The sequence below is a fragment of the Paucibacter sp. M5-1 genome, from assembly GCF_027498415.2.
Classification (GTDB): domain Bacteria; phylum Pseudomonadota; class Gammaproteobacteria; order Burkholderiales; family Burkholderiaceae_C; genus Roseateles_E.
Genome location: NZ_JAPZLM020000001.1, coordinates 4496697 through 4520218 on the forward strand (window position 1 = coordinate 4496697; position 23522 = coordinate 4520218).

The following is a 23522-nucleotide window of genomic DNA, read 5'->3' on the forward strand; positions in this document are numbered from 1 at the left end:
TTTCCCGCCGCGGCGGCCCCGTTTCATTTGAAACCGTCGCCATCCCCGGGATAACCCGCCGATGTCGGGGCGGTGGCCATGGCGGCTCCGGGTTTCATCGGAAACATCGCGGCCGCCGGCTGTAACGGACGCTTTGCCGCCGGCGCTTGCAATCCATCCCAGCGCCGCGGCGCCGACACCGCGCCACCCAGGTCTTCCCCGTCGGCAAAGGACATGCTCATGAAAAGGAACGTCGCCCGCCCCCTCGCCCTGCTTGTCGTCGTGCTCGGCGCGGCCGCAGCCTACGCCTGGTGGGGCCGTGACACCGCCACGGCCGCGCCGACGCGGCTCTACGGCAATGTGGACATCCGCGAGGTCGAACTGGCCTTCCGCCAGCCGGGCCGCGTCGCCAGGCTGCACGTCGATGAGGGCAGCGCGGTGCGCCAGGGCCAGCTGCTGGCCGAGCTGGACGCCCAGACCTACCGCGACGCGCTCAAGGCCGGGCAGGCCAACCGCGCGCTGGCCCAGGCCGAGCTGGACAAGCTGCGCCGCGGCAACCGCAGCCAGGAGATCGCGCAGGCCCAGGAGGCGGTGCGCCAGGCCGAGGCCGCGGCCCAGGAGGCCGAGCGTCACCATGCGCGCCAGGCCGCGCTGCAGGGCGGCGGCGCCGCCAGCGAGCGCGCCGTCGAGGCCGCGCGCAGCGCCCGCGACCAGACCCGCGCCCAGCTCGCGGCGGCACGCCAGGCGCTGTCGCTGCGCCAGGAGGGGGCGCGCCGCGAGGACATCCAGGCGGCCGAGGCGCGCCTGGCGCAGGCCGAGGCTCAGCTGGCCCAGGCCGAGACCGCGCTGGCCGACACCCGCCTGAACGCGCCCGCCGACGGCCTGATCGCGGCCCGCGTGCGCGAGGCCGGCGCGATGGCGGCCGTCGGTGCGCCGGTCTACACGCTGTCGCTGCAGGACCCGGTCTATGTGCGCGCCTATGTGAGCCAGACCCAGCTCAGCGGCCTGCAGCCCGGCAGCGCCGTCACCGTGACGACCGACGGCAGCCGCGAGCGTTTCAAGGGCACGGTGGGCTTCATCTCGCCGAAGGCCGAGTTCACGCCCAAGTCGGTCGAGACCACCGAGCTGCGCACCGAGCTGGTCTACCGCGTGCGCATTGCCGTGCCCGGCGCGGCACGGGCGCTGCGCCAGGGCATGCCGGTGACCGTCGAGCTGGCGGCGCGTTGAAGGGGACGGCCATGCAAGACCCGGATATTCCCGCCAGCGTGCTGATCGAGGGCGTGGTCAAGCGCTTCCCCGGCGCGACCGCGCTGCAGGGGCTCAGCGCCGCGATCCGGCCCGGCCGGCTGACCGGCCTGGTCGGCCCCGACGGCGCCGGCAAGACCACGCTGATGCGCCTGATGGCCGGCCTGCTGCGCCCGGACGCGGGCCGCATCACGGTGCTGGGCCGCGACACGGTGCGCGAGCAGGGCGAGATCGCCCGGCTGACCGGCTACATGCCGCAGCGCTTCGGCCTCTACGAGGACCTGTCGGTGCTGGAGAATCTGCGGCTCTATGCGCGGCTGCGCGCGCTGCCGCGGGCCGAGACGCCGCGCGTCTTCGAGCAGCTGCTGGAGTTCACCCGGTTGGGGCCCTTCACCGCGCGCCTGGCCGGCAAGCTCTCCGGCGGGATGAAGCAGAAGCTGGGCCTGGCCTGTGCGCTGATGGCGCGGCCCCAGGTGCTGCTGCTGGACGAGCCGGGCGTCGGCGTCGACCCGGTCAGCCGCCAGGACCTCTGGCGCATGGTGGCCGAGCTGACCGGCGAGGGCATGGCCGTGGTCTGGTCCACCGCCTACCTGGACGAGGCCGAGCAATGCGAGCAGGTGCTGCTGCTCAACGAGGGCCGGCTGGCCTTCGACGGCCCGCCCGGCGCGCTGACCGCGCAGCTGGCTTCGCGCTGCTTCCTGCTCGACCCGCCGCCGGGGCGAGACCATCGCCAGCTGCTGGCCGAGCTGCTGGACCGACCCTCGGTCAGCGACGGCGTGATCCACGGCCGCGCGCTGCGCCTGGTGCTGCGCGACGCCGCAGGCCGCGCCGCGCTGGACGATGCGCCGCAGCTGCGCCCGGCGGCACCGCGCTTCGAGGACGCTTTCGTCGACCTGCTGGGCGGCGGCCCTGGCGGCAGCTCGGCGATCGCCGAGCGCATGGCGCCGGTGCGGCTGGACAGCGAAGTCACCGTGTCCTGTCAAGACCTGACCCGCTGCTTCGGCGACTTCACGGCCACCGACAAGGTCAGCTTCGAGGTGCGCCAGGGCGAGATCTTCGGCCTGCTGGGCCCCAACGGGGCCGGCAAGTCGACCACCTTCAAGATGCTGTGCGGCCTGCTCGCGCCCAGCGCCGGCAGCGCCCGCGTTGTCGGCCTGGATCTGGCCCACGCGGCCAGCGCGGCCAAGAACCGGCTCGGCTATATGGCGCAGAAGTTCTCGCTCTACGGCCTGCTGTCGGTGCGCCAGAACCTGGACTTCGCGGCCGGCGTCTACGGCCTGGCGGGCGCGCTGAAGCAGGCCCGCATCGCCGAGATGGTCGAGGCCTTCGAGCTGCAGCGCTGCCTGGACGCGGCGCCGGACTCGCTCTCGCTGGGCTACAAGCAGCGCCTGGCGCTGGCCTGCGCGCTGATGCATCGCCCGCCGGTGCTGTTCCTGGACGAGCCGACCTCGGGCGTGGACCCGATCACGCGGCGCGAGTTCTGGACCCACATCAACGGCCTGGTGCGCAAGGGCGTCACGGTGCTGGTGACCACGCATTTCATGGACGAGGCCGAGTACTGCGACCGCGTCGCGCTGATGTACCGCTCGCAGCTGATCGCGCTGGACACGCCGGACGCGCTGAAGCGCCGCGTGGCCCGCGACGCCAGCCACGAGCCGACGATGGAGGAGGCCTTCATCGGGCTGATCCGCCGCTTCGACGAACAGGAGGCCACGGCATGAATCCAACCCGCCTCGTTGCCCTGGTCGCCAAGGAGAGCCTGCAGGTGCTGCGCGATCCCTCGACCCTGCTGGTGGCCTTCGTGCTGCCGGTGGTGCTGCTGTTCCTGTTCGCCTACGCGGTGTCGCTGGACATCCGGCGCATGCCGGTGGGCGTGGCGCTGGAGAGCGACACGCAGCCCGCGCAGGAGCTGGCCGCGGCCTTCGGCGGCAGCCGCTATTTCGCCGTGCATCCGGCGCGCGACCGGCGCGAGCTGCAGGCCGAGCTGGTCGGCGGCCGCATCCGCGGCTATGTCGTGATCCCGGCGGATCTGGAGCGCCGCCTGGCCGCCGGCGCCCGCGAGCCGCTGGTGCAGGTGATCACCGACGGCTCGCAGCCCAACACGGCCGGCTTCGTCGGCAACTATGCGCAGGGCGTCGTCGCCGCCTGGCTGGCCGGCCGCGGCACGGCGACAGCCGGCGGCATCACGCTGCTGCCGCGCTTCTGGTTCAACGCCGAGCTGGAGAGCCGCCGCGCCCTGGTGCCCGGCGCGCTGGCGATCGTGATGACGATGATAGGCACCCTGCTGACCGCGCTGGTGGTGGCGCGCGAGTGGGAGCGCGGCACGATGGAGGGCCTGCTGGCCACGCCGGCCAGCGTGGTCGAGATCCTGCTCGGCAAGCTGCTGCCCTATTTCGGCCTGGGCCTGCTGGCCACGCTGATCGGCGCCGGCCTGGCGGTGGGCCTGTTCGGCGTGCCGCTGCGCGGCTCCTGGGCGGCGCTGCTGCTGAGCGCCGCGGTGTTCCTGATCCCGGCGCTGGGCCAGGGCCTGCTGATCTCGGCCATCACCAAGAACCAGTTCGTCGCCGCCCAGGTGGCGCTGCTGACCGGCTTTCTGCCGGCGATGCTGCTGTCGGGCTTCCTGTTCGAGATCGCCTCGATGCCGGTGGCAATCCAGTGGCTGACCCATATCGTGCCGGCGCGCTACTTCAATGCGGCGCTGCAGACCCTCTTCCTCGCCGGCGACGTCTGGCCGCTGCTGCTCAGGCAGCTGGCGGCGATGGCGGCGATCGGCGCGGTCTTCTTCGCCATCGCCCGCGCCAAGACGCGCAAGAGCCTGGAGGTGTCTTGATGTCCACCGCCTCGACGAACCCGCTGGGAGCCACGCTGGTGCGGCTGCGCGCGCAGATCCTGAAGGAGCTGCTGTGCGTGCTGCGCGACCCCAAGAGCCGCATGGTGCTGATCGTCCCGCCGCTGATGCAGCTGCTGATCTTCGCCTTCGCCGCGACGCTGGAGGTCAAGCAGATTGACGTCGCCGTCTACAACCGCGACGCCGGCCGCGCCGGCCAGGAGCTGGTGCAGCAGCTGGCGGCCTCGCAGCTGGTGCGCCGCCTCCACCCGGCGCGCAGCGAGGCGCAGATCGCCGCGCTGATCGACCGCCAGCAGGTCGTCGCCGCGCTGCTCATCCCGGAGAACTTCTCGCGCGACCAGGCCGCCGGCCGCCCGGCCACGGCCCAGGTGCTGCTGGACGGGCGCCGCGCCAACTCGACCCAGGTGGCGCTGGGCTATCTGCAGACGATCGCCGCGCGCGCCGGCGCCACGCTGACGGGCCAGGCGCCGGCAGAGCCGGCGGCGCTGCGCCATGCCTTCAACCCCAACCTGATCTACCAGTGGTTCATCGTGCCCAGCCTGGTCGGCATCCTGGTGACCTTCATCACCCTGCTGGTGACCTCGCTGTCGATCGCCCGCGAGCGCGAGCTGGGCACCTTCGATCAGCTGCTGGTCTCGCCCTGCACGCCGATGGAGATCATCGTCGCCAAGATGGTGCCGGCCTTCCTGGTCGGCACCGGGCTGGCCTCTGTGATGGTGGGCGCCGCGGTCTGGGGCTTCCGTATCCCCTTCACCGGCTCGCTGGGCCTGCTGTTCCTGTGCCTGCTGCTGTTCATCCTCTCGATGGTGGGCACCGGGCTGATGATCTCCTCGGTCTGCTCGACCCAGCAGCAGGCCATCCTCGGCACCTTCGCGGTCGGCGTGCCGGCGGTGCTGATGTCGGGCTTCGCGACGCCGGTCGAAAACATGCCCCAGGCCCTGCAATGGGCGGCCGAGGCGCTGCCGCTGAAGCATTTCCTGATCATCCTGCGCGGCAGCTTCCTGAAGGCCATGCCGAGCGCCGAGCTGTTCGCCAACGCCTGGCCGATGGCCTGCATCGCCGCCGTCACCCTGGGCCTGGCCACCCTGTTCGTTAGGAGCAAGCTGCAATGAAAACATCCCCCGCAATCCTTCTCCCCACGGCGCTGGCCGTGGCCCTGCTGCTGGGCGGCTGCGCCGCCGTCGGCCCCGAGCACCGGCGACCCGCCGTCGCCACCGGCGAGGGCTGGAGCCGCCCGGCGGACGCCGCGCTCGACGCGGCGCTGCTGGCGCGCTGGTGGACTGTGTTCGGCGACACCGAGCAGGACCGGCTGATCGAGCAGGCCCTGCTGCGCAACCACGACCTCGCCACCGCGGCGGCCAATATCGCCGCGGCGCGCGCCGCGCTGGCCCGCGCCGACGCGGCCGGCCGGCCCGCCGTTACGGGCCGTGCCGGCATCGAGCGGCGCCGGCTGAGCCGCAACAGCCCCGAGTTCAACCCGCAGCGCGCGGCCAGCCAGACGGTGGCCGATCTCGGTGTCGATGCCAGCTGGGAGCTCGACCTGTTCGGTTCGCTGCAGCGCCAGCGCGAGGCGGCGGCGGCCAACCTGGCGGCCAGCGAGAGCGATCGGGTGCTGCTGCGCATCGGCGTCGCGGCCGAGGTGGTGCGCCTCTATCAGGAGCTGCGTGGCGCGCAGCGCGAACGCTCAGCACGGCAGGAACAGGTTGCGGCCGCCGAGCGCGCGCTGGACCTGGTGGGCCTGCGCCAGCGCGCCGGCGAGGCGGCGGCCAGCGAGCGGGACCGGGCCGAAGCCCGCGTGGCGCTGGCCCGCGCCGCCTTGCCGGCGCTGGACGCGCGCATCGAAGGCGCCGTGCTGGCGCTGGGCCAGCTGGCCGGCGGCCTGCCGGAATCCGAGCTGGGCCTGGCGGCAAGCCCGGCGACGGCCGAGCCGCAGCTCGCGCCTATCCCGCTGGGCCAGCGCGCCGACCTGCTGCGCCGCCGCCCCGACGTGATCGCGGCCGAGCAGCGCCTTGCCGCCGCGACGGCGCAGATCGGCATCGCCACGGCCGAGCTGTTCCCCAAGCTGAGCCTGGGCCTCGGCGGCGGGCTGCGCGCGCTGGCGCTTGGCGACCTGGCCGAGGCGGACAGCCGCCGCGCGTCCGTCCTGCCGCTCGTTTCCTGGCGCCTGTTCGACGGCGGGCGCATCCGGGCCGAGATCCACGCGGCCGAGGCGCGCCAGCTGGCCGCGGCGTTGCAGTACGAGCAGGCGGTGCTGGCGGCGCTGGGCGATGCCGAGCGCAGCCTGGTGCAGTACCAGCATGGCCTGCAGGCGCTGGCCGCGCAGCGCCAGGCCCTGCAGGCGGTGGAGCAGGCGGCGGCGGCCGTGCGTCTGCGCGTTTCTCTGGGCGACGCTTCGGAGCTGGAATGGACCGAGGCTCGGGCGGAGATGGCCGACGCGCAGCTGCGGCTGCAGCAGGCCAGCAGCGCCGCCGTTGCCAGCCTTGTCGCGCTTTACAAGTCACTGGGTGGTGGCTGGGCGGCGGGCTGACCGATCAACTCATTTGACAACACACAAGGAGATGCCGATGACACAAGCCCTGCTGAGCTACCGCGGCGCCGTCTACCCCTGGCATTGCGATCACATCGGTCACATGAACGTCATGTGGTACGTCGGCAAGTTCGACGAGGCGACCTGGAACGCCTTCCACCAGATCGGTCTGACCCCGTCCTATCTGCGCGATTCCGGCCGCGGCATGGCCGCCGTCGAGCAGCACATCCAGTACCTGCGCGAGGTGCATGCGGGGGCGGTGCTGAGCATCCGCACCACCGTCAGTGAGATCCGCGACAAGGTCGTGGTGCTGCAGCATGAGATGAGCAACGACGACACCGGCGAGATTGCGGCCCGCATGACCCTGACAGGCGTGCATCTCGACACCGTGAAGCGAAAGGCCTGCGCCTTCTCCTCTCAGATCCTTGAGGCGGTGAAGCCGCTGCTGGGAAAAGACTGAACATCCGCACTGTCTCGAGCCGAGAAAAACCGATGATTGAAGCCTACGATTCCGTACCGGCGCCGCACGGCGCAGCAGACAAAACTCCCGGGGGTTTTGTCGTGCTTGGGCTGTCACCCGAGCCGTTTGCGCCGCTCTTCAAGATGACGGCTCAAGAGCTTGCGTCACGAGACATCGACACCCACATCGCGGATGACGACGTTCCCTGCCGAATCTCACTCAGCGCGCCTGCAGCGGGAACTCGGGTGCTGTTGATCAACTACCATCACCTCGACGCGAAATCTCCTTATGCCTCGGCCGGCCCGATCTTCATATCCGAGGAGGCCGGATCGCAAGGGCGTTACCTCAACTTCCTCCCGCCAGTCCTTGCGTCGCGACTGTTGTCCATCAGGGCCTACGACAAGGCAGATCGCATGCTGGATGCCCGGGTCTGCGAAGGTAGCGCCGCGGTGCCGATCATCTCCGCGATGCTGAACGAACCGGACGTGCACTACCTGCATCTGCACTTTGCGAAGCGGGGCTGCTTCGCGGCAAGGGTCATCCGCACAGAAGCCACCCCTTCTTGAGAAGAGAGCAAGCCATGCACATCGACACGCAACTGATTCATCTCGGCCGCGAGACCTCGAGCGCGGCAAACTCTGTCAGCCCTCCATTGGTTCGAACCTCCACCACACTGTTCCCTAGCCTGCAGGCCTACAAGCAGGCCCAACAGGGCCAAGTCTTCAACGCGCCTCGCTATGGACGGTCCGGGACTGCCACGACCTTCGAGCTTCAGCGGGCCATGGCGACGCTCGCTGGCACCGAAAGCTGCATTGCCACCGGCTCCGGGCTCTCTGCCATCACCGCCGTCCTGGGCGCGCACGGCGGTGCTGGCAAGCACATCCTCGTGAGCAATGGTGTCTATGGGCCGACAAGGGTTTTCTGCGACAGGGAGCTGGCGGCATCGGGGACGGAAGTCGAGTACTTCGCCCAGGACGCGGACATCGCCCCGCTTGTCCGGAAAAACACATCTCTGGTTTTCATCGAAACCCCAGCCTCTCTCACGATGGAGATGCTTGATGTTCGAGCGATCTGCGTGGCCGCCCACGCGAGCCATGTGCCCGTTGCCTGTGACTCCACCTGGGGAACACCGATCTACTTCGATGCGCATGCACTTGGCATCGACATCTCGATCCATGCCGCAACCAAGTTCATTAATGGCCACTCGGACGTGATGCTGGGCTTGATGACTGGGGCCGAGCGCGCACTGGCCGTCGTCCGGAGCCACTGTGATCGCAACGGAACACATGCATCTCCAGATGCCTGCTGGCTGGCGTTGCGGGGCTTGAGGACGCTGGCGGTTCGCTTGGAGCGGCATCAGCGCTCGGCCATGGTGGTTGCGTGCTGGCTTCAGGGTCAGGACTCGGTTCAGCGCGTCATGTTCCCTGCGCTCAGCTCGGACCCTGGGCACGGGTTCTGGAAGGCCCAGTTCTCTGGTGCGGCCGGGCCCTTCACGATCGAGATGCAGCCTTGCCACGAAGACGCGTTCGCGCGGTTCATCGACGGGCTCGCATTGTTCGGGCTCGGTACCAGTTGGGGCGGCTTCGAGAGCCTGGTGATGCCAGCGGTTCCCCATCATCTGCGAGCGCTTGCTGGCCCAGCCGATTCCCCCCGGTTGGTACGCCTTCACATCGGCCTCGAGAGTGCGGATGACCTGTGCAACGACCTCGCTTGCGCGTTGTCACGCATGAGGCCCTGAAGCTCTTGCGCCACCCGGGGCCGCGCTGAGCTTTGCATCGCTTGGCCGCGAGGGGCTGACCGAAGCAGCGGTTGCCTTGTTCTCCTGCCCCGATGCAGCGGCACACCGACGGTACCGCGAGCAGGTGCCGACGGATCCTGTTGCGGTCTCCGCGAACCTTGGCTTCGCGCAGCCGCCATTCAAGACCTATCAAGGACGCTTCCTGGACCCCATCCAGGAATAGCGTCGCTGTCTCAAACCAGAGCACGGAGTATTGCGATGCCCAATGTCTACATTCACGTCCGTCGTCCTTATGAGCCGGCACAGGAGACAATGATCATGCAGGCGGTGCAGGATGCACTCGTGAAAGCATTCGGGGTTGATCCAACTGACACCAACATTGTTCTGATGGAACACCCGGCACACAGGTTCTTGTGCCCTCCTGACCGCGATGACGCCACACGCTACACGAACATCACCGTGATCGGCCACGCCAGCCGCAGCATCGAGGCCAAACGTCTGTTCTACCTGTCGGTCGTCGAGAACCTCGAATCCGTCGGCATTCCGAGAAACTGTAGCCTCATTCAGATCCATGAGCTGCCGCCAGAGAACATTGCGATCAGGGGCGGGCAGGCGATGTCCGACATGCAAGGTCTCAAGGCTTGAGGGAACTGGGAACCCCTCGGCTGCGAGCGTCATGGGATCCGGATGCCTGCGCTTCGCGCCCGGGCGATAGCTGTTGACGACTTCAAGTGCCAAGACAACGATCCACGCACTGTCAGCGCGTGATCTCTTCTCGCGCCGTTCGAGCCTTGCGAAACGCCGCGGGAGGCCGCCCCAGCAAGCGCTGGAATGATCGCCTCATGCGCTCCGTGCTTCCGAAGCCGCAATCCTCGGCAATGCGCTGCACCGACGGCAGACCGCCCTCCAGTGCGGCACGCGCCGCCTCCACGCGCAGCCGCTCGACCACGTGCGCCGGCGTCGCCCCGGTCTCCGCATGAAAACAGCGCGCAAAGTGGCGAGGGCTCATGCAGGCACGCGCTGCCAGCGCTTCCACGCGATGGTCGAGCCGCAGGTTGCGCCTGATGTGTTCGAGCAGTTCGCCGAACCGCCCCTCGGGGCGCTGCAGGTCCAGCAGAGGCGAGAACTGCGACTGCCCGCCCGGGCGCCGCCGCTCCACCACCAGCTGGCGCGCCGCCTCGAGCGCCACCTCCTCACCGCAATCATGCGCGACCAGCGCCAGGCACAGGTCGATCCCCGCCGTCATGCCGGCGCTGGTCCACAGCTCGGGGAGACGAACCGAGCCGCTACGGGTGGCAGGCTCTCTGACGAAAATCCGATCCGGCTGCAGGCCGACCGCAGGGAACTCGGTGGCGAACTGCCGGCTGCGGGACCAGTGCGTGGTGGCCGTGCGATGGTCGAGCAGGCCCGCAGCGGCGAGCAGCAGGCTGCCGCTGCAGATGCTGGTGATGCGCGCGCCCGTTTGACTGGCACGTTGCAACCACCGCACCAACTGCGGATCGCGACAGGCGGCATCGATGCCGTCGCCGCCAATCACCATCACCAGGTCGACATCGCTGCATGTGCGCGGCAGCGATTGCACCGGCCAGGCCACGCCTGCCGAGCTGTTCACGGAGCCGGCCATGCTGGCCGCCAGGCGCCAGACATAGCTGCCCGGCCGCTGCAGCCGCGCCACCTCGAACACCGCCATCGGCCCGGCCAGGTCCAGCTGCTGGAAACCAGGGAACAACACGAAGACGATGCGGCAGGCCATGGCCCATTCTGACAGCGCCGGGGACATTCTTGCGTGGCAGAAAAAGTGGGAACAGCGTCATGGCTGTCGGCGGCAGGATTGCGCAAACTGCGCAGCATCTTGAATCGATGCGCGGCAAAGGGGGCCGCATTGCCATGCAGGTAGGCATACTGATCTTTGACGAGGTGGAGCTGCTGGACATGGCAGGGCCGTACGAGGTCTTCACGACCGCATCGCGGGTGCATGCCAGGACCCAGCCTGTGGGCACAGCGCCGCTCTTCAACGTGACCACGCTGGCGCATGACAGCCGCGCCGTGCGCGCCCGCGCCGGCCTGCGCCTGCAGCCCGACGCCACGCTGCACGACCATCCGCCGCTCGACTGCGCCATCGTCCCCGGCGGCGTGGTCGACGCCGAGCTCGGCCGGGCCGAGCTGATGGCCTGGATCGCGGCGCAGGCGCGCACGACGCGCATCGTCGCCTCGGTTTGCACGGGCGCATTGCTGCTGGCTCACGCCGGCGTGCTGGATGGCCTGGAGGCCACCACGCATTGGGAGGATGTGGCTGCGCTGCAGGCCCTGAGGCCGGGGCTGCGCGTGCGGGAAGGCCTGCGCTGGGTCGATGCGGGCGCCATCGTGACGTCGGCCGGGATCTCTGCGGGCATCGACATGAGTCTGCACCTGGTCGAGCGGCTGCACAGCCGGGAACTGGCCTTGCGCACGGCCCGGCAACTGGAATTCGACTGGACGGAGGCCGCATGAGCGAACTCGGGAACGAGCTCATCACCATCATCAGCCGTCCCGACATCGTGTTCGGGCAGGGCCATGGGTCCTGGCTGACCGACGAGCGCGGCAAGCGCTACCTCGACCTCGTCCAGGGCTGGGCCGTGAACAGTCTCGGCCACAGCCCGGCCGTGGTCGTCCAGGCGCTGGCGGACCAGGCGCGCCGCCTCGTGAACCCGGGACCGGCCTTCTACAACCGGCCGATGCTGGATCTGGCAGAAAAGCTGGTGGCGCTGAGCTGCTTCGATCGCGTCTTCCTCGCCAGCTCGGGTGCCGAGGCGAACGAAGGCGCTGTCAAGCTGGCACGGCGCTGGGGCCGCAAGATGCGAGGCGGCGCCTACCAGATCATTGGATTCGAGCATGGCTTCCACGGCCGCACGCTGGCCATGATGAGCGCCTCCGGCAAGCCCGGATGGGACAGCATCTATGCACCCATGCCGGCGGGATTCGCCAAGGCCAAGTTCAATGACATCGGCTCGGTGGAGCGCGCGATCAGCCAGCACACCGTCGCCGTGATGATCGAGTTCGTGCAGGGCGAGGCCGGCGTGAATCTGGCGGACCCCGGCTTTGTGCGTGAACTTCGGGCGCTGTGCACCGAACGGCAACTGCTGCTGATCGCGGATGAAGTGCAGACCGGCATCGGCCGCTGCGGCCACGCCTTTGCGTACGAGCTGTTCGACATTGAGCCGGACCTGATGACCCTGGCCAAGGGCATTGGCGGCGGCGTCCCCCTTTCCGCGCTGCTGTGCAAGGAGCGCATCAACTGCTTCGAACCCGGCGATCAGGGCGGCACCTACTGCGGCAACCCGCTGATGGCCGCCGCGGGTCTTGCCGTACTGAACGAGGTGTGCCGCGAGGACTTCCTTGAGCAGGTGCGTCTGCGTAGCCACCAGTTCAGCAGCGGCCTCCAGCAGATAGCGCGCGACTTCAAGCTCCCAGGTGAGCGTGGCGCCGGGCTGCTGCGGGCGCTCGTGCTGCCCAGCGATCAAGCCGAGCAGGTCGCCACCGTCGCCCGAAATCTGGCGCCCGTCGGACTCCTGCTCAACGCACCACGGCCGGACCTGCTCCGATTCATGCCCGCATTGACGATCAGCGCCGCAGAGATCGACGAGGCGCTGGGATTGCTGCGGAAGGCCTTGCGTGATGTCCTGTGCTGAGGGCGCTGCGTGCAGCGATCAGCGTCGCCCAGCGCAGGCCCTCAGCGCGCCAGGAACGCCAGCGCCCTGGCCACAAAGTCGGCGTGGAATTGAAACACCGCACCATGGCCGGAATCCGGATAGATGACGAGCTCGCTGTTCGGCAAGCGCTGCGCCAGATCGTGCGTGTTCTTGCTCGGCACCATGCGGTCGCTGTCGCCGTTGGCGACGAGCACCGGGTGACGAATCTTTGACAGGTCGGCAGGTGCCTTGTTGCCCCACAGCCGCAGCGCTTTCAGCTGGGCCTGCAGCGCGGCCACGGTGATCTTCTGGTCGCGGCCTTCGGTGCGCTCCTTCAGGCGCAGCAGAAACTCCTTGCCGGCGCGGATGCCGGCCGGTGTCCGGGTGAAGAACAGGAACTGCTTGGGATCCTGGAAGGTCAACCAGCCTCGCAGCATGTCGAGGTAGGTCACGCGGGCCACCTTGCTGATGCCTTCGCCGCCGGCCGGGCCGGTCCCGGTGATGATCATCCTGCGCACCAGCATGGGCTCCATCTGCACGATTTCCTGGGCGATCATCCCGCCCATCGAGAAGCCGAACAGGTCGACCTGCTTCAAGCCCAGGGCCTTGATGAAGCTGATGGCGTCCCGGGCCATCTCCTCCATGGACGCCGCCGGGGCGCCGCTCGATGCGCCGACGCCGCGGTTGTCGAAGGTGATCACGCGGTGCCTGGCCGCAAGCCCGTCGATGACGCGTGGGTCCCAGTTGTCCAGCACGGCGGCCAGGTGGATGAGGCATACCAAAGCGGTGCCGGGATTGTCTGTACCGAGCTCTCGGTAGGCGAACTGCACACCTCCGGCAGCAACGGTCCGGGTCGGCACGTTCTTCCAGGTGTGCGGCGAGGTCAGCGAGGGGGTCATGGCTGGGTCTATGGTCGGTATCACTTGATCTTGATGACGACCTTGCCTTTGGCGCGGCCCGACTCGACGTAGGCCAGGGCCTCGTTGGTCGCATCGAAGGGGAACACCCGATCAATCACCGGGCGGATGGCTCCCGCCTCGATCAGCCGGGTGATCTCACGCAGCTGGAGCCCGTTCGCCTTCATGAAAAGGAACGAGTAACGAATGTCTCGGCGCTGCGCCCTGCGCCGGATGCCGGAGCTCAGCAAGCGCATGACCAGCCGCACGAAGCCGCGAGCCGAAATCTCCGCGCCGAAATCCGGATCCGGCGGTCCGGAGATGGAGATCAGCTTCCCACCGCGCTTGAGCACCTTGAGGGACTTCTCCAGCGTCTTGCCGTCCTGGCTGTTGAGGACAAGATCGAAGTCGCGCAAGACAGCCTCGAAGTCCTGTGTCTTGTAGTCGACCACAATGTCTGCGCCGAGACCCTTGACGAGTGATGTGTTGCCCGAGCTGGTGGTCGTGGCCACCGTGGCGCCCACATGCTTGGCCAGCTGGATCGCGAAGCTGCCGACACCACCGGAGCCAGCCTGGATGAAGACCTTCTGCCCCTTCTTCAGCCCGGCTTTCTCAATCAATGCTTGCCAGGCCGTCAGGCCCACCAGCGGGATCGAGGCGGCTTCCACCATCGTGAGGTTCTTTGGCTTGGGCGCCAGCGAGGCTTGCTTGACGGGGACGAACTCGGCGAACGTGCCGATGCGGAAGTCGTCCACCCGTGCGTAAACCTCATCGCCTACCTTGAACTGTTGGGCACGCGGCCCCGTCTTCACGACGACGCCGGCGACGTCATGGCCCAGGGCCGTGGGCAGGCGGTAGGGCAGGATGAGCTTGAACTCGCCGTCCCTGATCTTGGCGTCCAGCACGTTCACGCTGGCCGCATGCACCTCAACCAGGACTTCGTCATCCCGAAGTTCTGGCACCGGTGTTTCCGTCAATCGCAGCGGGCGCTTCTTGCCGTAGCGCTCCAGGAGAAATGCTTTCATCAGGCTTCCTTATTCCTGGCGCAACCAGGTCTGTGAGCGGCCCAGCATGGGCACGCCGATATAGCCACGCACGCTGAGCTGCTGGCCGTTCTGCATGAGGCGCAGCTTGCTGCGATAGACCTTGCCGTTGTCGGGGTCGAGGATCTGACCGCCAGCGTATTCATCGCCATCCTTGGTCAGGCCGCTCAGGATGACAAGGCCTAGCACCGGGGCGTTCTTGAGCGCGCCTTCGCATTTGTCGCACTTCGGATTCGGGTCTTCGCCGGCCGCCGGGAAGACCTTCTCGATCTTTCCCTGCAGCGTGCCATTCGATTCGGTGATACGTACCAGCGCGCGCGGCTTGCCGCTGACATCGTCCAGGTTCTTCCACAGGCCCAGCGGCGAAGCGTCGCCGGCCCGGGCGGGCAGGGCTGTGAGTGCCGCAGACAGGGCAATCAAAAGGACGGGTTTGAAGCTATTTCGCATGATGATCATCATGTGTTTATTCAAAAAAAGGGAGGGAAGCCCGCCCTCACGAAATCAATGGCCGCCAGGCGCCAGGTGCTTGAGCGCTGCTTCACGCAAGCCCTCGGCCAGGGCAGGCTCATCCACGGCGCGCGACAACATCAGCGCCCCGACCATGGTGGAGATGGTGAGCAGTGCCCGCTCGTGGGCGGCAGGCGATCCCCAGTCAGGCGACTGCCGAGCGAGCAGGTCCACCATCTCCTTGATGTGCCGCGTCGCCACGCGGCGCAGCTCCGGCGCCTGACGGGAGGTCTCCGAACCCAGCGCAGCCAATGGGCAACCGACATCCACAGCGGCGGCGTGTTCTTTGGAAAGGTAGACCGCGAGCATGGCTGCCAATGCCGATCCGGGCGGCACCTGGGCCACCACTTCGGCCACAGCACCCGCGGACTCGGCACAAGCCCGTGCCGCAGCCTCGGCCAGCATGGCCTCGCGCGAGGCGAAGTGGGAGTAGAAGGCGCCATGCGTCAAGCCGGCCTCCTTCATGATGTCCGCGACGCCGGTGCCGTCGTAGCCACTGCGACGGATGGCCCGGGCGGCCACCGCCACGATGCGTTCGTGGGTGGCGTCTTTCGCCGCCGCTCTTGCGCTGGTTCTTGAGTTTCGCATGATAAGTATCATATATTATTTCGGATGCATGGCCAGGTCCCCTTCCACGTCTATGGAGATGCTTCGAGCGGGGTTTCTTCAAGGCACCGCGCAAGCCTTCAGACGCCACCCGGCTCGGGCGGCATGCGGCGGTAGTTCACTTCGACGGCCAGCGCCTCGTCGCCTTCGGGCGTGATGTTGTACATGCACAGGTCGAGCGTGTCATCGTCGGGCTGCTCGATGGCCGTGCGCCAGCCCCAGCGCGAGCCGCCTTGTCCGTCGCTGTAGCTGCCCAGCATGGACAGGCGCGGGTCGCCGCTGACGCCGGTGCTGAACATGAGGGCGGTGCCGGTGCCGAAACTCTCGGCCCAGGCCGATTCGTAGCGGCGCTCGTCCAGGTGGTAGGCGATCAGCGCCACGCCTTCCATCGGCTCGCCGGCGCAGTGGCCGGTGTACTCGTGCAACAGCACGCGGCCGCCCAAGAGCACGCGGATGCTGCCCCGCTGCAGCGATTCGTCCGCCAGCTTGCCGGGCTCGAACCAGAGGCGGAAGCGGCCCTCCCACTGCCCCGCCATGCGCACCAACCGGGCGTGAACGCCATCAGCCAGCGATGCTTCGAATTCCTTGCGACCCATGATCCCTCCTTCAAGGCAGTGGTGTTGGCGACGGTCGAACTCTGCCATGAAGGGTGGACTCGTCAACGGCCAACATCGCTGTCCCGGTGCCGCCAGGAAGCGGCGTCGGCCCTACAGCTTCAGACGCGGTCGATGCTTTTGCGCAGCGGCAACTCGCGGATGCGATTGCCGGTGACGCCAAAGATCGCACTCGCCAGCGCAGGAGCAGCGGGTGTTCAGCCGGGCGGAACCCGAGCTTCGTCCGACGAGCCTTTGGAGACCGCATAGGCCGAGCGCACCGCGTGCGGCGTGCTGCCTGTCCAGCCCTGAAAGGCTCGGATGAAAGAGTTCGGATCTTCAAAGCCGAGCAGAAAGGCGATCTCCGCGCCCGACATCAAGGAGTTCTGCAGGTAGTGGTGAGCCAGCGCCTTGCGAAGGCTGTCCAGCGTCTGCTGGAAGCTGCTGCCTTCCTCCTGCAGCCGACGCTGCAGTGTGCGGCTGCTGACGCCCAGTTCTCGGCACACCGCCTGCATCGAGAGCTCGCCGGCCGGCAGCGCTTCGAGCAGCGCGCTGCGCACACGGTCCGCGGTCGTCGAATGCTTGTTCAGATCTTCGAGCCGCTGACGCAGCGCCGGCTCAAAGAAGGACCACATGCCGTGGTTGGCTGTCAGGAAGGGGCGTTGTGCGTCTTCGGCCGAGAGCACCAGCGTCGGCATGGATGCCCTTTCGACCGAGACACCGAAGTAATCTGCATAGGCGCGCGCCTCGGACGCAGACTGCGGGGGCTGCGGCCAGCCCACCCGCACCGGGTGCATGGTGCTGCGGGTGGCAAGCCGCGCCAGCTGAAGCAGAAACACCAGCTTGAAGGCCATCAACACCGGCGGCGGCGGGAGTGCGCGGTCCAGGAACTCCAGCGTGGCGGTCGTGCGTCGCTCGCTGCGCTCGATGTGCAAGGCCATCGGCCCGGCGAGGCGCTTGTACTTGGCCAGCCGGGCCAGGGCGCCATTCATGTCGTCGCTGCACAGTGCCACGAAGAGCTCTGGCTCGAACCAGTCGGACGACATCCGCCGCGCGAGCTGCAGGGGCACGGGATCCTGCCCGGGTCCGGCCTCCGCCTCGATGGCGGCCCAGAGCTTGAAATAGGTCTTGGAATCCAGTCGTGTGCTGGTCCGCCCGAACAGGTCTCCTGGCAGTTGGGCCCGCCGCAGCACGTTGGCGGCATTCACGCCGGCATCGTGCATCAGCAGCAGCCAGCCGGGCCAGATTGCGAAAGTGCCTGCATGGGCGGGGCGGCCCTTCGCTAGGCCTGGGCCAGATACCTGATCATCTTGCATGGGTTCAGTCTACAAGCCGACCCGCTGCGACGCATCAGCCGAACGCGCCAAGTTCGGCTCGGCACTTGGCGCCTTGTGCATGTGGATTGGCGCGGTCGGCGAGTGCGGTGGCGCCGCTTCGTCGGCACAGTTGATCCCGTTCCCTTCGAATCCGGGCTCCTTCGCCCGGTCACCGCAAGTTCTCGCAGACACCAAAACTCTGCAGCCCTGAAAGCACTGACCATGAAAAAGACTGTTTTGATCACCGGCGCCTCGTCCGGCTTTGGCCTGATGCTGGCCACCCAGCTCCATCAGCAAGGCTACAACGTGATCGGCACCAGCCGTACCCCGGAAAAATATGCCCTGCTGCCGTTCAAGCTTCTGCGCCTGAATATCGACGATGACGAGTCCATCAAGTCGTTCACGCAGGAGCTGCTTCGCCATACCCAGCGGCTCGACGTGCTGGTGAACAACGCCGGCTATATGGTCACCGGTCTGGCCGAAGAAACGCCGCTTGAACTCGGACGCCAGCAGTTCGAAACGAACTTCTGGGGCACGGTCAAAGTGACGAATGCGCTGCTGCCGCTTCTCAGGGCGCAGAAGAGCGGCCAGATCATCACAGTCAGCTCCATCGTCGGCCTCATCGGCCCGCCCAATCTGTCCTTCTACACCGCCTCCAAGCATGCGGTCCAGGGCTTCTTCAAGTCGCTGCGCTTCGAGTTGAACCCATTCAATATCAAGGTCAGCATGGTCGAGCCGGTCTGGTTCAAGACCAATCTCGGCAGCAACGCCGTCGTCGCCAAGGGTCGCAGCATTGGTGACTACAACGGCTACCGCAAACAGGTGAACGCTGCCACGCAAAAAGGCATGGATGAGGCGCAGGCGCCGGACGCCGTCATCCACACCATTGTCAAGCTGATCGAAACCAAGGAGCCGAAGTTCAGCAACCCGGTCGGCAAGATGACCGGGATGATTCTGTTCCTGCAGAGCTACGCCCCCAAGATGTTCGAGGGCTCCATTCTCAAAAGCGTTCAAACCGCTTGAGCAAGGAGAGTCACATGTCACAAGCCCCTGTCGATCAGTTCAGCCTGCAAGCCGGGCAACCCTATCCTGCCGCGCGGGCAGGGCGGTTGGAATGGCATCGCAGCGCTGCGGAACTGGATGGGCACAGCCAGATGGAGGAGGGCCGGCAATGAAATACTGGCTTTGCAAATACATCCCGCCGCGGCAGGACTTTCTCGCCACGCTGTCGGCCGAGGAGCGGGATTTGATGAAGCGCCATGGTGACTTCATGAATGACCTTCTGGCCAGAGGCATGATCGTTGCCCATGGCCCGGTGATGGAACCGGATGGCGGCTACGGTGTATCGCTGTACCAGATCACCGACGAACAGGACATCACCGCGCTCACATCGGAAGATCCCATGGTCAAGAGTGGCATTGGCCACTATGAGCACCATGCAATGCTCAGCCTGACGGCGCGCGCATAGCAAGCTGCGTGCGGCAGCGCACATACGCCGCCCGCCCAGACTGCCAAGATAAGCCATTACTTGTCAGTGGGAGAGTCCTTCATGAGCGGTGTTCCGGCCATGGGTTCGCCCGCCTCGCGCGGCCTGCGTGGAATTCTCAGGGCCTGGTTGCAGGGCTGGTCAAGAGATCTGTGGCAGTCGGCCGGAGATCTGCCTGCTGAGGCCAGGCGGCCCAACGAGCATTTCTACGGCTCGGCTCGTGTGCTGGTGGTCGATGACAACCCGGTGAATCTGGTGCTGGTCTCGGCGCAGCTGGAGGCGCTGGGCCTGGTGCCCTGGCTGGCCGCCGATGGGGCTGAGGCCGTGATGCTGGCCTGCGCCAAGCGCTTCGACCTGATCCTGATGGACTTGCAAATGCCCGTCGTTGACGGGTTCGCGGCAACCTCCACGATCCGCCGCTTTGAGCGCAACAACTCGCGCTGCGCGGTTCCGGTGATCGCCTACTCCGACCTGTCGGTGGACGCGGATGCGCTGGCGCTGCACGGTCTCGATGGCCGCCTGAACAAGCCCTGCACAGATGAAGAGCTCAGGGACTGTCTGCTGCGCTGCTGCCCCGGCTATCGCCCGAACGCGGCCGACCCCAGCCTTGCCCGGGAGACCGGCCGATGGCCACCACGGGCCAGCGGCCCCGACACCGCGCCGCAGCATCGGACGTGAACACAGGATCCCCGCGTGGACCCAGCAGATGAAAAGGACCGAGCTCGAAGCGCACCCCGCATCGCGGGGCGGGGCTCGCTCGGCTGGCGCCCCGACCGCTGCGGCGTCGCCGCCGCCGCAGCACCCCGTCGGGCAGGCTGAGTCACCGGCCTGCCAATGCCTGAGCGAGATCAGCTCGGGCGGGACGCCCGCGCGAGCGGATATCGCGCCGCAGGACTGGGATCTGCTCTTCCGGGCGGTGCTCGAGACCCTGGCCCGCGTGGCGGTCGACAAGACCGCGACCGAGGGCAAGGGCTTGCAGGCGCGCGGCAGCATGCTTCGCGAATGCCTGGACGCCCTGGACCAGTTGCGCAGATCGATGCCGGTGTAGAACGCCGACGCTCGGCCAAGCGGCGCCGCACGGCACCAAGTCCTACGTCCCCTGATGGCCTGCGCCTATTCGAGCGACGCCATCGCGTCCCTAGCATCGTGGCTGTGCTGGGGAACCCCACCGCACCGAGTGATGCGGCTTCGCCGCATCTCCACCCGCGAGCCGTTGAGTCGGCCGCTTCCACCCGCAACAGGAGTCCCTATGGACACGAACAGAGACAGCACGGACGGCAGATTGGTGACCGGTCTTTTCCCCGACCGCGCAAGTGCCGAGGCCGCTTATGGCACGGTCAATGATCGCGGCTACTCCCGTGATGACGTCAACTTGGTGATGTCGGACGAAACGCGGACGCGGCATTTCGTCGGCGACGGCGTGGAGACCGAGCTGGGCAACAAGGCGGCCGAGGGGGCCGGCATCGGCGGCGCCATCGGCGGCACGCTCGGCGCGATAGCCGCTGCGGTGGCGGCCGTCGGCACCACCCTGGCCTTGCCGGGTCTTGGCCTGGTGATCGCGGGACCGCTGGCCGCGGCCATCGCGGGTGCCGGCGCCGGTGCCGCCAGCGGTGGCCTGGTCGGTGCGTTGATCGGCTGGGCCATGCCGGAAGAGCGCGTCAAGGACTACGAGGACGGCATCCGCAAGGGCGGCATCCTGATGGGCCTGCGCACGCGCAATGAAGAGGATGCGGCTCACTTCGAGCAGAGCTGGAAGACCAACCAAGGCCAGCACGTCTACCGCTGAGCGCGGACGTCTTGGTGAAGCAAAGGAAACCCCATGATTTCGAACCTGTCTGAGCTCTATATCGACGAGCTCAAGGACCTGTGGTCGGCCAACGACCAGATGAGCCGTGCCTTGAAGAAGCTCGCCGCGAAGGCGACCCACCCCAAGCTGAAGGCAATGCTCGATAGCTCTCAGCAAGGCATCGCCGGGCACACCGATCTGCTGAAGGCCTTGATCGCCAATCAGGGCGAGAAGGTGTCCAAAGAGCATTGCCGGGGCATGCAAGGCCTGGTGGAGGAGGCCCTCAAGCACACGGTCGAGGACGGCCCGGAGCCGGGCCCCGTGCTGGACGCCGCGATCATTGCCCAGTACCAGCGCATGACGCACTACGGCATCACCGGCTTCGGCACCGTGGCAGCCTTCTCCAAGGCGCTGAAGCTCAAGGACGACAACAAGCAGCTGAGGGCTGCGGTGAAGGCCTTGTACCTGGCCGACGAGCTGATGACCGAGCTGGCTGAAGCGGCAGTGAACGAAGACGCCGCCGCCGAGTAGGGCTTCGCGTCAGCGGCGGGTGCCTCAAGGCGCTCGCCGTTGGCGCAGCGTCTTGGGTGCTGCCGCGCTCGGACTCATCGCCGCACCGGCCGCCGCGCCACCCAGCGCACCCGCCACGGCACCGACCGAGCCGCCGACCACCACACCCACCGGTCCGCCCACCACGCCGCCGATCGCCGCGCCGATGGCCGCGCCACCCACCACGCCGCCGCCCGTCAGCGCCGAGTTGGCCTCTCGTTTCGCCTCCTTGGGGTCCAGCGGGAGCTGTGCGGCAGGGTTCGGATCCTGCGACGGGACGCCATGGCCGGGCCGAGCTTGCTCGGCAAGATCCTTGTCGCGGACCGGGGTGCTTGGATGGGCAGAGGTGTTCATCAGGGAGTCCTCGGTAGGTGGGCGATCCGATGATCGCGAAGCTCGATCGAGCCACAGACTCTTATACGGGCCTACCCCGGCCTGCTGCGTCCTCCAGCCAGCCGTCAACGCGTAGGACAAGTGGAGCAAGTCATTCGTCTGCCGACCCTGCGTGCGCAAGCGAACAGACGCCTGTTTGAGTGCTGCCTAAGGTGCAGTTTCTGCTTCGATATCCGGCCGCCAATCCGGCGCCGGAATCGCTGCGCAATGACAGGAACTTCGATGGACATCTCTTCAACAGCGGGCGCTGAGCGCATTGATCGTCGCCGCAGCCCGGCCGGCAGCCTTGCGGCGGACCTCGCGGGGCGCAGCGCCGTCTCGTGGGGCGCGGTGGCCGCAGGCGCTGCCGCGGCGGCCTCACTCTCGCTGATCCTGCTGATCCTCGGGGTTGGGCTTGGCCTGTCGTCGGTGTCGCCCTGGGCGCGCGAGGGCGCGAACGCTGCGACGATAGGGTTGTCGACGATTCTTTGGCTGTCGCTGACCCAGGTGCTCGCTTCGGCGATGGGCGGCTATCTTGCGGGCCGGCTGCGCGCGAGATGGACCGAAGCGCCTGCCGATGAGGTGTACTTTCGCGACACGGCCCATGGCTTCCTGGCCTGGGCGGTGGCCTCGCTGGCCACCGCCGCGCTGCTGGGTTCGGTGATTGCTTCCATCCTCGGCGGTGGGGTGCAGGCGGGTGCCTCGATGGCGGCCACCGGCACGGCCAGCGCAGCCGTAGCCGGCTCCGCAGCCGGGGCGCAGGGACCTGCTCCCATGGGCTATTTCGTCGATGCCCTGTTCCGGCCCATGGCGGCCAACGCTGAACAGGCCGCGTCAGCATCGGCCGTCAGCGCGCAAGCCCAAGCCTCCGACAAGGACACGGCCGAAGTCGGCCGCATCTTCATGAATGTCAGCCGGGCGCAGCCGCTGCCCGCAGAGGACATCCGCTATATCGGCCAGTTGGTGGCGCAGCGCACGGGGCTGTCGCAGCAGGACTCGGAAAAGCGGGTCAACGATGTCTACAGCCGGGTTCAAGCAAAGCTGAACGACGCCGAGGTCGCCGTGCGTGAGGCCGCCGACAAGGCTCGCAAGGCCTCGGCCTACAGCGCGCTGTGGCTGTTCGTGTCGCTGCTCGTCGGCGCCTTCGTGGCGAGCCTGGCTGCGACCTTCGGTGGCCGGCTGCGCGACGCCTGAGCCCCTTCATCACACTCCCGAGGTCGCCATCATGCGCTCACTGCTGCTTCTGTTTCTCGGCATCCCGATCCCGCTCATCATCCTGATCGCACTATTGCTTTGACGGCCTCGAGTGGAATCGACTGAAGACGCCGAAACAGGCCGGCCATGGACATCGTCCCCATCCTCATCGCCAGCTCGCTCGTCTTGCCGGCCGTGGGCCTGGTGAGCTGGGCATGGCTGTGCATGGCCCAGGTCGAAACGGACTTGCGTGAATTCAACGCATTTGGCGGGCATTGGGTCCTGCACGGGCTCGCGAGATGAGCGAGCGACGCGTTGCGCTCGTATCTCAGTCCCTTCAATCCACACCACCAGCACAAGGAAACGCGATGAGCAAAAGCAAGCAAACACCGGTCCTGCGCGATGCCCCTGGGCGCACCGCCAATCGCGAGGTGCCGCACTCGGCGCGCGGCGCAAAAGCACCCCGCTCAGCGACCGGTCTGGCGCTGCCCCATGAGCGCGATGAATCGCCCGACTCGGTGGCTGTCGAACCCGATCCGCTGATGGTGCAGGCCCAGCGCGATCTCGATGCCGGCCAGGTCGACACCGATATGCGCGCCACGCCCGGCCTGGACGCCGAGCGCCGCGCCCGCCTGGTGCCCGGCCCGGGCGGCAAGCCTCGGCCTGCCCGGCACTGAGCGCCCCCGTCCTCCTTCACATTGAAAGTTCG

General features: G+C 67.5%; 30 protein-coding genes. 21 read left to right on the forward strand and 9 right to left on the reverse strand.

Features of this window, described 5'->3' with window-relative positions:
• Positions 1–23 precede the first annotated feature (23 nt).
• Positions 24–221 (reverse strand): hypothetical protein, encoded by a 198-nt coding sequence (locus O5M90_RS21360; RefSeq protein WP_269838143.1) that lies wholly within the window; start codon positions 219–221, stop codon positions 24–26.
• On the opposite strand from O5M90_RS21360, the gene hlyD reads away from it, so the two are divergent.
• The 9 genes from hlyD (at position 220) to O5M90_RS21405 (ending at position 9442) form a co-directional block, all read left to right on the forward strand.
• A complete protein-coding gene (gene hlyD, locus O5M90_RS21365) occupies positions 220–1206 on the forward strand; it encodes a secretion protein HlyD (RefSeq protein ID WP_269838142.1) in 987 nt (328 codons plus the stop codon). The genes O5M90_RS21360 and hlyD overlap by 2 nt on opposite strands.
• 11 nt (positions 1207–1217) lie before the next feature.
• Positions 1218–2945: an ATP-binding cassette domain-containing protein gene (locus O5M90_RS21370; protein WP_269838141.1), complete on the forward strand. Its 1728-nt coding sequence runs from the start codon at positions 1218–1220 to the stop codon at positions 2943–2945.
• On the forward strand, positions 2942–4054 hold the full coding sequence (locus tag O5M90_RS21375; RefSeq protein WP_269838140.1) for an ABC transporter permease: 1113 nt from the start codon (positions 2942–2944) through the stop codon (positions 4052–4054). The genes O5M90_RS21370 and O5M90_RS21375 overlap by 4 nt, the downstream gene beginning before the upstream one ends.
• Positions 4054–5184: an ABC transporter permease gene (locus tag O5M90_RS21380; protein WP_269838139.1), complete on the forward strand. Its 1131-nt coding sequence runs from the start codon at positions 4054–4056 to the stop codon at positions 5182–5184. The genes O5M90_RS21375 and O5M90_RS21380 overlap by 1 nt, the downstream gene beginning before the upstream one ends.
• Positions 5181–6599, forward strand: coding sequence for an efflux transporter outer membrane subunit (locus O5M90_RS21385; protein WP_269838138.1), 1419 nt, complete (start codon positions 5181–5183; stop codon positions 6597–6599). The genes O5M90_RS21380 and O5M90_RS21385 overlap by 4 nt, the downstream gene beginning before the upstream one ends.
• Before the next feature lie 37 nt (positions 6600–6636).
• Complete coding sequence (locus O5M90_RS21390; RefSeq protein WP_269838137.1) at positions 6637–7059, forward strand: acyl-CoA thioesterase; 423 nt, start codon at positions 6637–6639, stop codon at positions 7057–7059.
• Positions 7060–7091: 32 nt separating this feature from the next.
• Complete coding sequence (locus tag O5M90_RS21395) at positions 7092–7625, forward strand: DUF1203 domain-containing protein (RefSeq protein WP_269838136.1); 534 nt, start codon at positions 7092–7094, stop codon at positions 7623–7625.
• 14 nt (positions 7626–7639) lie between these two features.
• Positions 7640–8797 carry a cystathionine beta-lyase gene (metC, locus tag O5M90_RS21400; protein ID WP_269838135.1) on the forward strand — a complete coding sequence of 386 codons (1158 nt, stop codon included), beginning with the start codon at positions 7640–7642 and terminating at the stop codon, positions 8795–8797.
• Positions 8798–9055: 258 nt separating this feature from the next.
• A complete protein-coding gene (locus tag O5M90_RS21405) occupies positions 9056–9442 on the forward strand; it encodes a tautomerase family protein (RefSeq protein WP_269838134.1) in 387 nt (128 codons plus the stop codon).
• Between the two features lie 112 nt (positions 9443–9554).
• Here the strand turns inward: O5M90_RS21405 and O5M90_RS21410 are convergent, their stop codons facing one another.
• On the reverse strand, positions 9555–10550 hold the full coding sequence (locus O5M90_RS21410) for a GlxA family transcriptional regulator (protein WP_269838133.1): 996 nt from the start codon (positions 10548–10550) through the stop codon (positions 9555–9557).
• 59 nt (positions 10551–10609) lie between these two features.
• Between O5M90_RS21410 and O5M90_RS21415 the strand changes: the two genes are divergently transcribed.
• Together O5M90_RS21415 and O5M90_RS21420 are read left to right on the forward strand one after the other, a co-directional pair.
• Positions 10610–11287 carry a DJ-1/PfpI family protein gene (locus tag O5M90_RS21415; protein ID WP_332909450.1) on the forward strand — a complete coding sequence of 226 codons (678 nt, stop codon included), beginning with the start codon at positions 10610–10612 and terminating at the stop codon, positions 11285–11287.
• The gene (locus tag O5M90_RS21420; protein ID WP_269838132.1) at positions 11284–12465 is read left to right on the forward strand and encodes an acetylornithine transaminase; all 1182 of its coding nucleotides are present in this window, start codon (positions 11284–11286) and stop codon (positions 12463–12465) included. The genes O5M90_RS21415 and O5M90_RS21420 overlap by 4 nt, the downstream gene beginning before the upstream one ends.
• Positions 12466–12506: 41 nt before the next feature.
• On the opposite strand, the gene O5M90_RS21425 is transcribed toward O5M90_RS21420, so the two are convergent.
• From O5M90_RS21425 to O5M90_RS21450, 6 genes are all read right to left on the reverse strand, one after another.
• Positions 12507–13364, reverse strand: coding sequence for an alpha/beta fold hydrolase (locus tag O5M90_RS21425; protein WP_269838131.1), 858 nt, complete (start codon positions 13362–13364; stop codon positions 12507–12509).
• A gap of 20 nt (positions 13365–13384) precedes the next feature.
• A complete protein-coding gene (locus O5M90_RS21430) occupies positions 13385–14386 on the reverse strand; it encodes an NADP-dependent oxidoreductase (protein WP_269838130.1) in 1002 nt (333 codons plus the stop codon).
• 9 nt (positions 14387–14395) lie between these two features.
• Positions 14396–14851, reverse strand: coding sequence for a DUF2147 domain-containing protein (locus tag O5M90_RS21435; RefSeq protein ID WP_269838129.1), 456 nt, complete (start codon positions 14849–14851; stop codon positions 14396–14398).
• A 54-nt stretch (positions 14852–14905) separates the two neighbouring features.
• Complete coding sequence (locus O5M90_RS21440; protein ID WP_269838128.1) at positions 14906–15511, reverse strand: TetR/AcrR family transcriptional regulator; 606 nt, start codon at positions 15509–15511, stop codon at positions 14906–14908.
• 86 nt (positions 15512–15597) lie between these two features.
• A complete protein-coding gene (locus tag O5M90_RS21445; protein ID WP_269838127.1) occupies positions 15598–16113 on the reverse strand; it encodes a DUF1579 domain-containing protein in 516 nt (171 codons plus the stop codon).
• A 215-nt stretch (positions 16114–16328) separates the two neighbouring features.
• Positions 16329–17426: a helix-turn-helix domain-containing protein gene (locus O5M90_RS21450; RefSeq protein ID WP_269838126.1), complete on the reverse strand. Its 1098-nt coding sequence runs from the start codon at positions 17424–17426 to the stop codon at positions 16329–16331.
• A gap of 222 nt (positions 17427–17648) precedes the next feature.
• Here O5M90_RS21450 and O5M90_RS21455 point away from each other — a divergent pair, with 222 nt between their 5' ends.
• From O5M90_RS21455 to O5M90_RS21485, 7 genes are all read left to right on the forward strand, one after another.
• Entirely contained in the window at positions 17649–18449 is an 801-nt protein-coding gene (locus tag O5M90_RS21455) for an SDR family oxidoreductase (RefSeq protein ID WP_269838125.1), read from the forward strand.
• Positions 18450–18463: 14 nt separating this feature from the next.
• On the forward strand, positions 18464–18601 hold the full coding sequence (locus O5M90_RS21460; RefSeq protein ID WP_269838124.1) for a hypothetical protein: 138 nt from the start codon (positions 18464–18466) through the stop codon (positions 18599–18601).
• A complete protein-coding gene (locus O5M90_RS21465) occupies positions 18598–18894 on the forward strand; it encodes a YciI family protein (RefSeq protein WP_269838123.1) in 297 nt (98 codons plus the stop codon). Before O5M90_RS21460 ends, O5M90_RS21465 begins: the two co-directional genes overlap by 4 nt.
• Positions 18895–18975: 81 nt before the next feature.
• Positions 18976–19590 (forward strand): response regulator, encoded by a 615-nt coding sequence (locus O5M90_RS21470; RefSeq protein WP_269838122.1) that lies wholly within the window; start codon positions 18976–18978, stop codon positions 19588–19590.
• A gap of 28 nt (positions 19591–19618) precedes the next feature.
• Positions 19619–19960: a hypothetical protein gene (locus O5M90_RS21475; protein ID WP_269838121.1), complete on the forward strand. Its 342-nt coding sequence runs from the start codon at positions 19619–19621 to the stop codon at positions 19958–19960.
• 201 nt (positions 19961–20161) lie between these two features.
• Positions 20162–20698: a hypothetical protein gene (locus tag O5M90_RS21480; RefSeq protein ID WP_262971454.1), complete on the forward strand. Its 537-nt coding sequence runs from the start codon at positions 20162–20164 to the stop codon at positions 20696–20698.
• A gap of 33 nt (positions 20699–20731) precedes the next feature.
• On the forward strand, positions 20732–21229 hold the full coding sequence (locus tag O5M90_RS21485) for a YciE/YciF ferroxidase family protein (RefSeq protein WP_269838120.1): 498 nt from the start codon (positions 20732–20734) through the stop codon (positions 21227–21229).
• Positions 21230–21253: 24 nt separating this feature from the next.
• Here the strand turns inward: O5M90_RS21485 and O5M90_RS21490 are convergent, their stop codons facing one another.
• Positions 21254–21601 (reverse strand): bacteriocin, encoded by a 348-nt coding sequence (locus O5M90_RS21490; protein ID WP_262971452.1) that lies wholly within the window; start codon positions 21599–21601, stop codon positions 21254–21256.
• 261 nt (positions 21602–21862) lie between these two features.
• On the opposite strand from O5M90_RS21490, the gene O5M90_RS21495 reads away from it, so the two are divergent.
• The 3 genes from O5M90_RS21495 to O5M90_RS21505 all read left to right on the forward strand — a co-directional run bounded on the left by O5M90_RS21495 (position 21863) and on the right by O5M90_RS21505 (position 23490).
• The gene (locus O5M90_RS21495; protein WP_269838119.1) at positions 21863–22813 is read left to right on the forward strand and encodes a hypothetical protein; all 951 of its coding nucleotides are present in this window, start codon (positions 21863–21865) and stop codon (positions 22811–22813) included.
• A gap of 147 nt (positions 22814–22960) precedes the next feature.
• Positions 22961–23116: a hypothetical protein gene (locus O5M90_RS21500; RefSeq protein ID WP_262971450.1), complete on the forward strand. Its 156-nt coding sequence runs from the start codon at positions 22961–22963 to the stop codon at positions 23114–23116.
• A gap of 65 nt (positions 23117–23181) precedes the next feature.
• Entirely contained in the window at positions 23182–23490 is a 309-nt protein-coding gene (locus O5M90_RS21505) for a hypothetical protein (RefSeq protein ID WP_269838118.1), read from the forward strand.
• Positions 23491–23522: the final 32 nt, after the last annotated feature.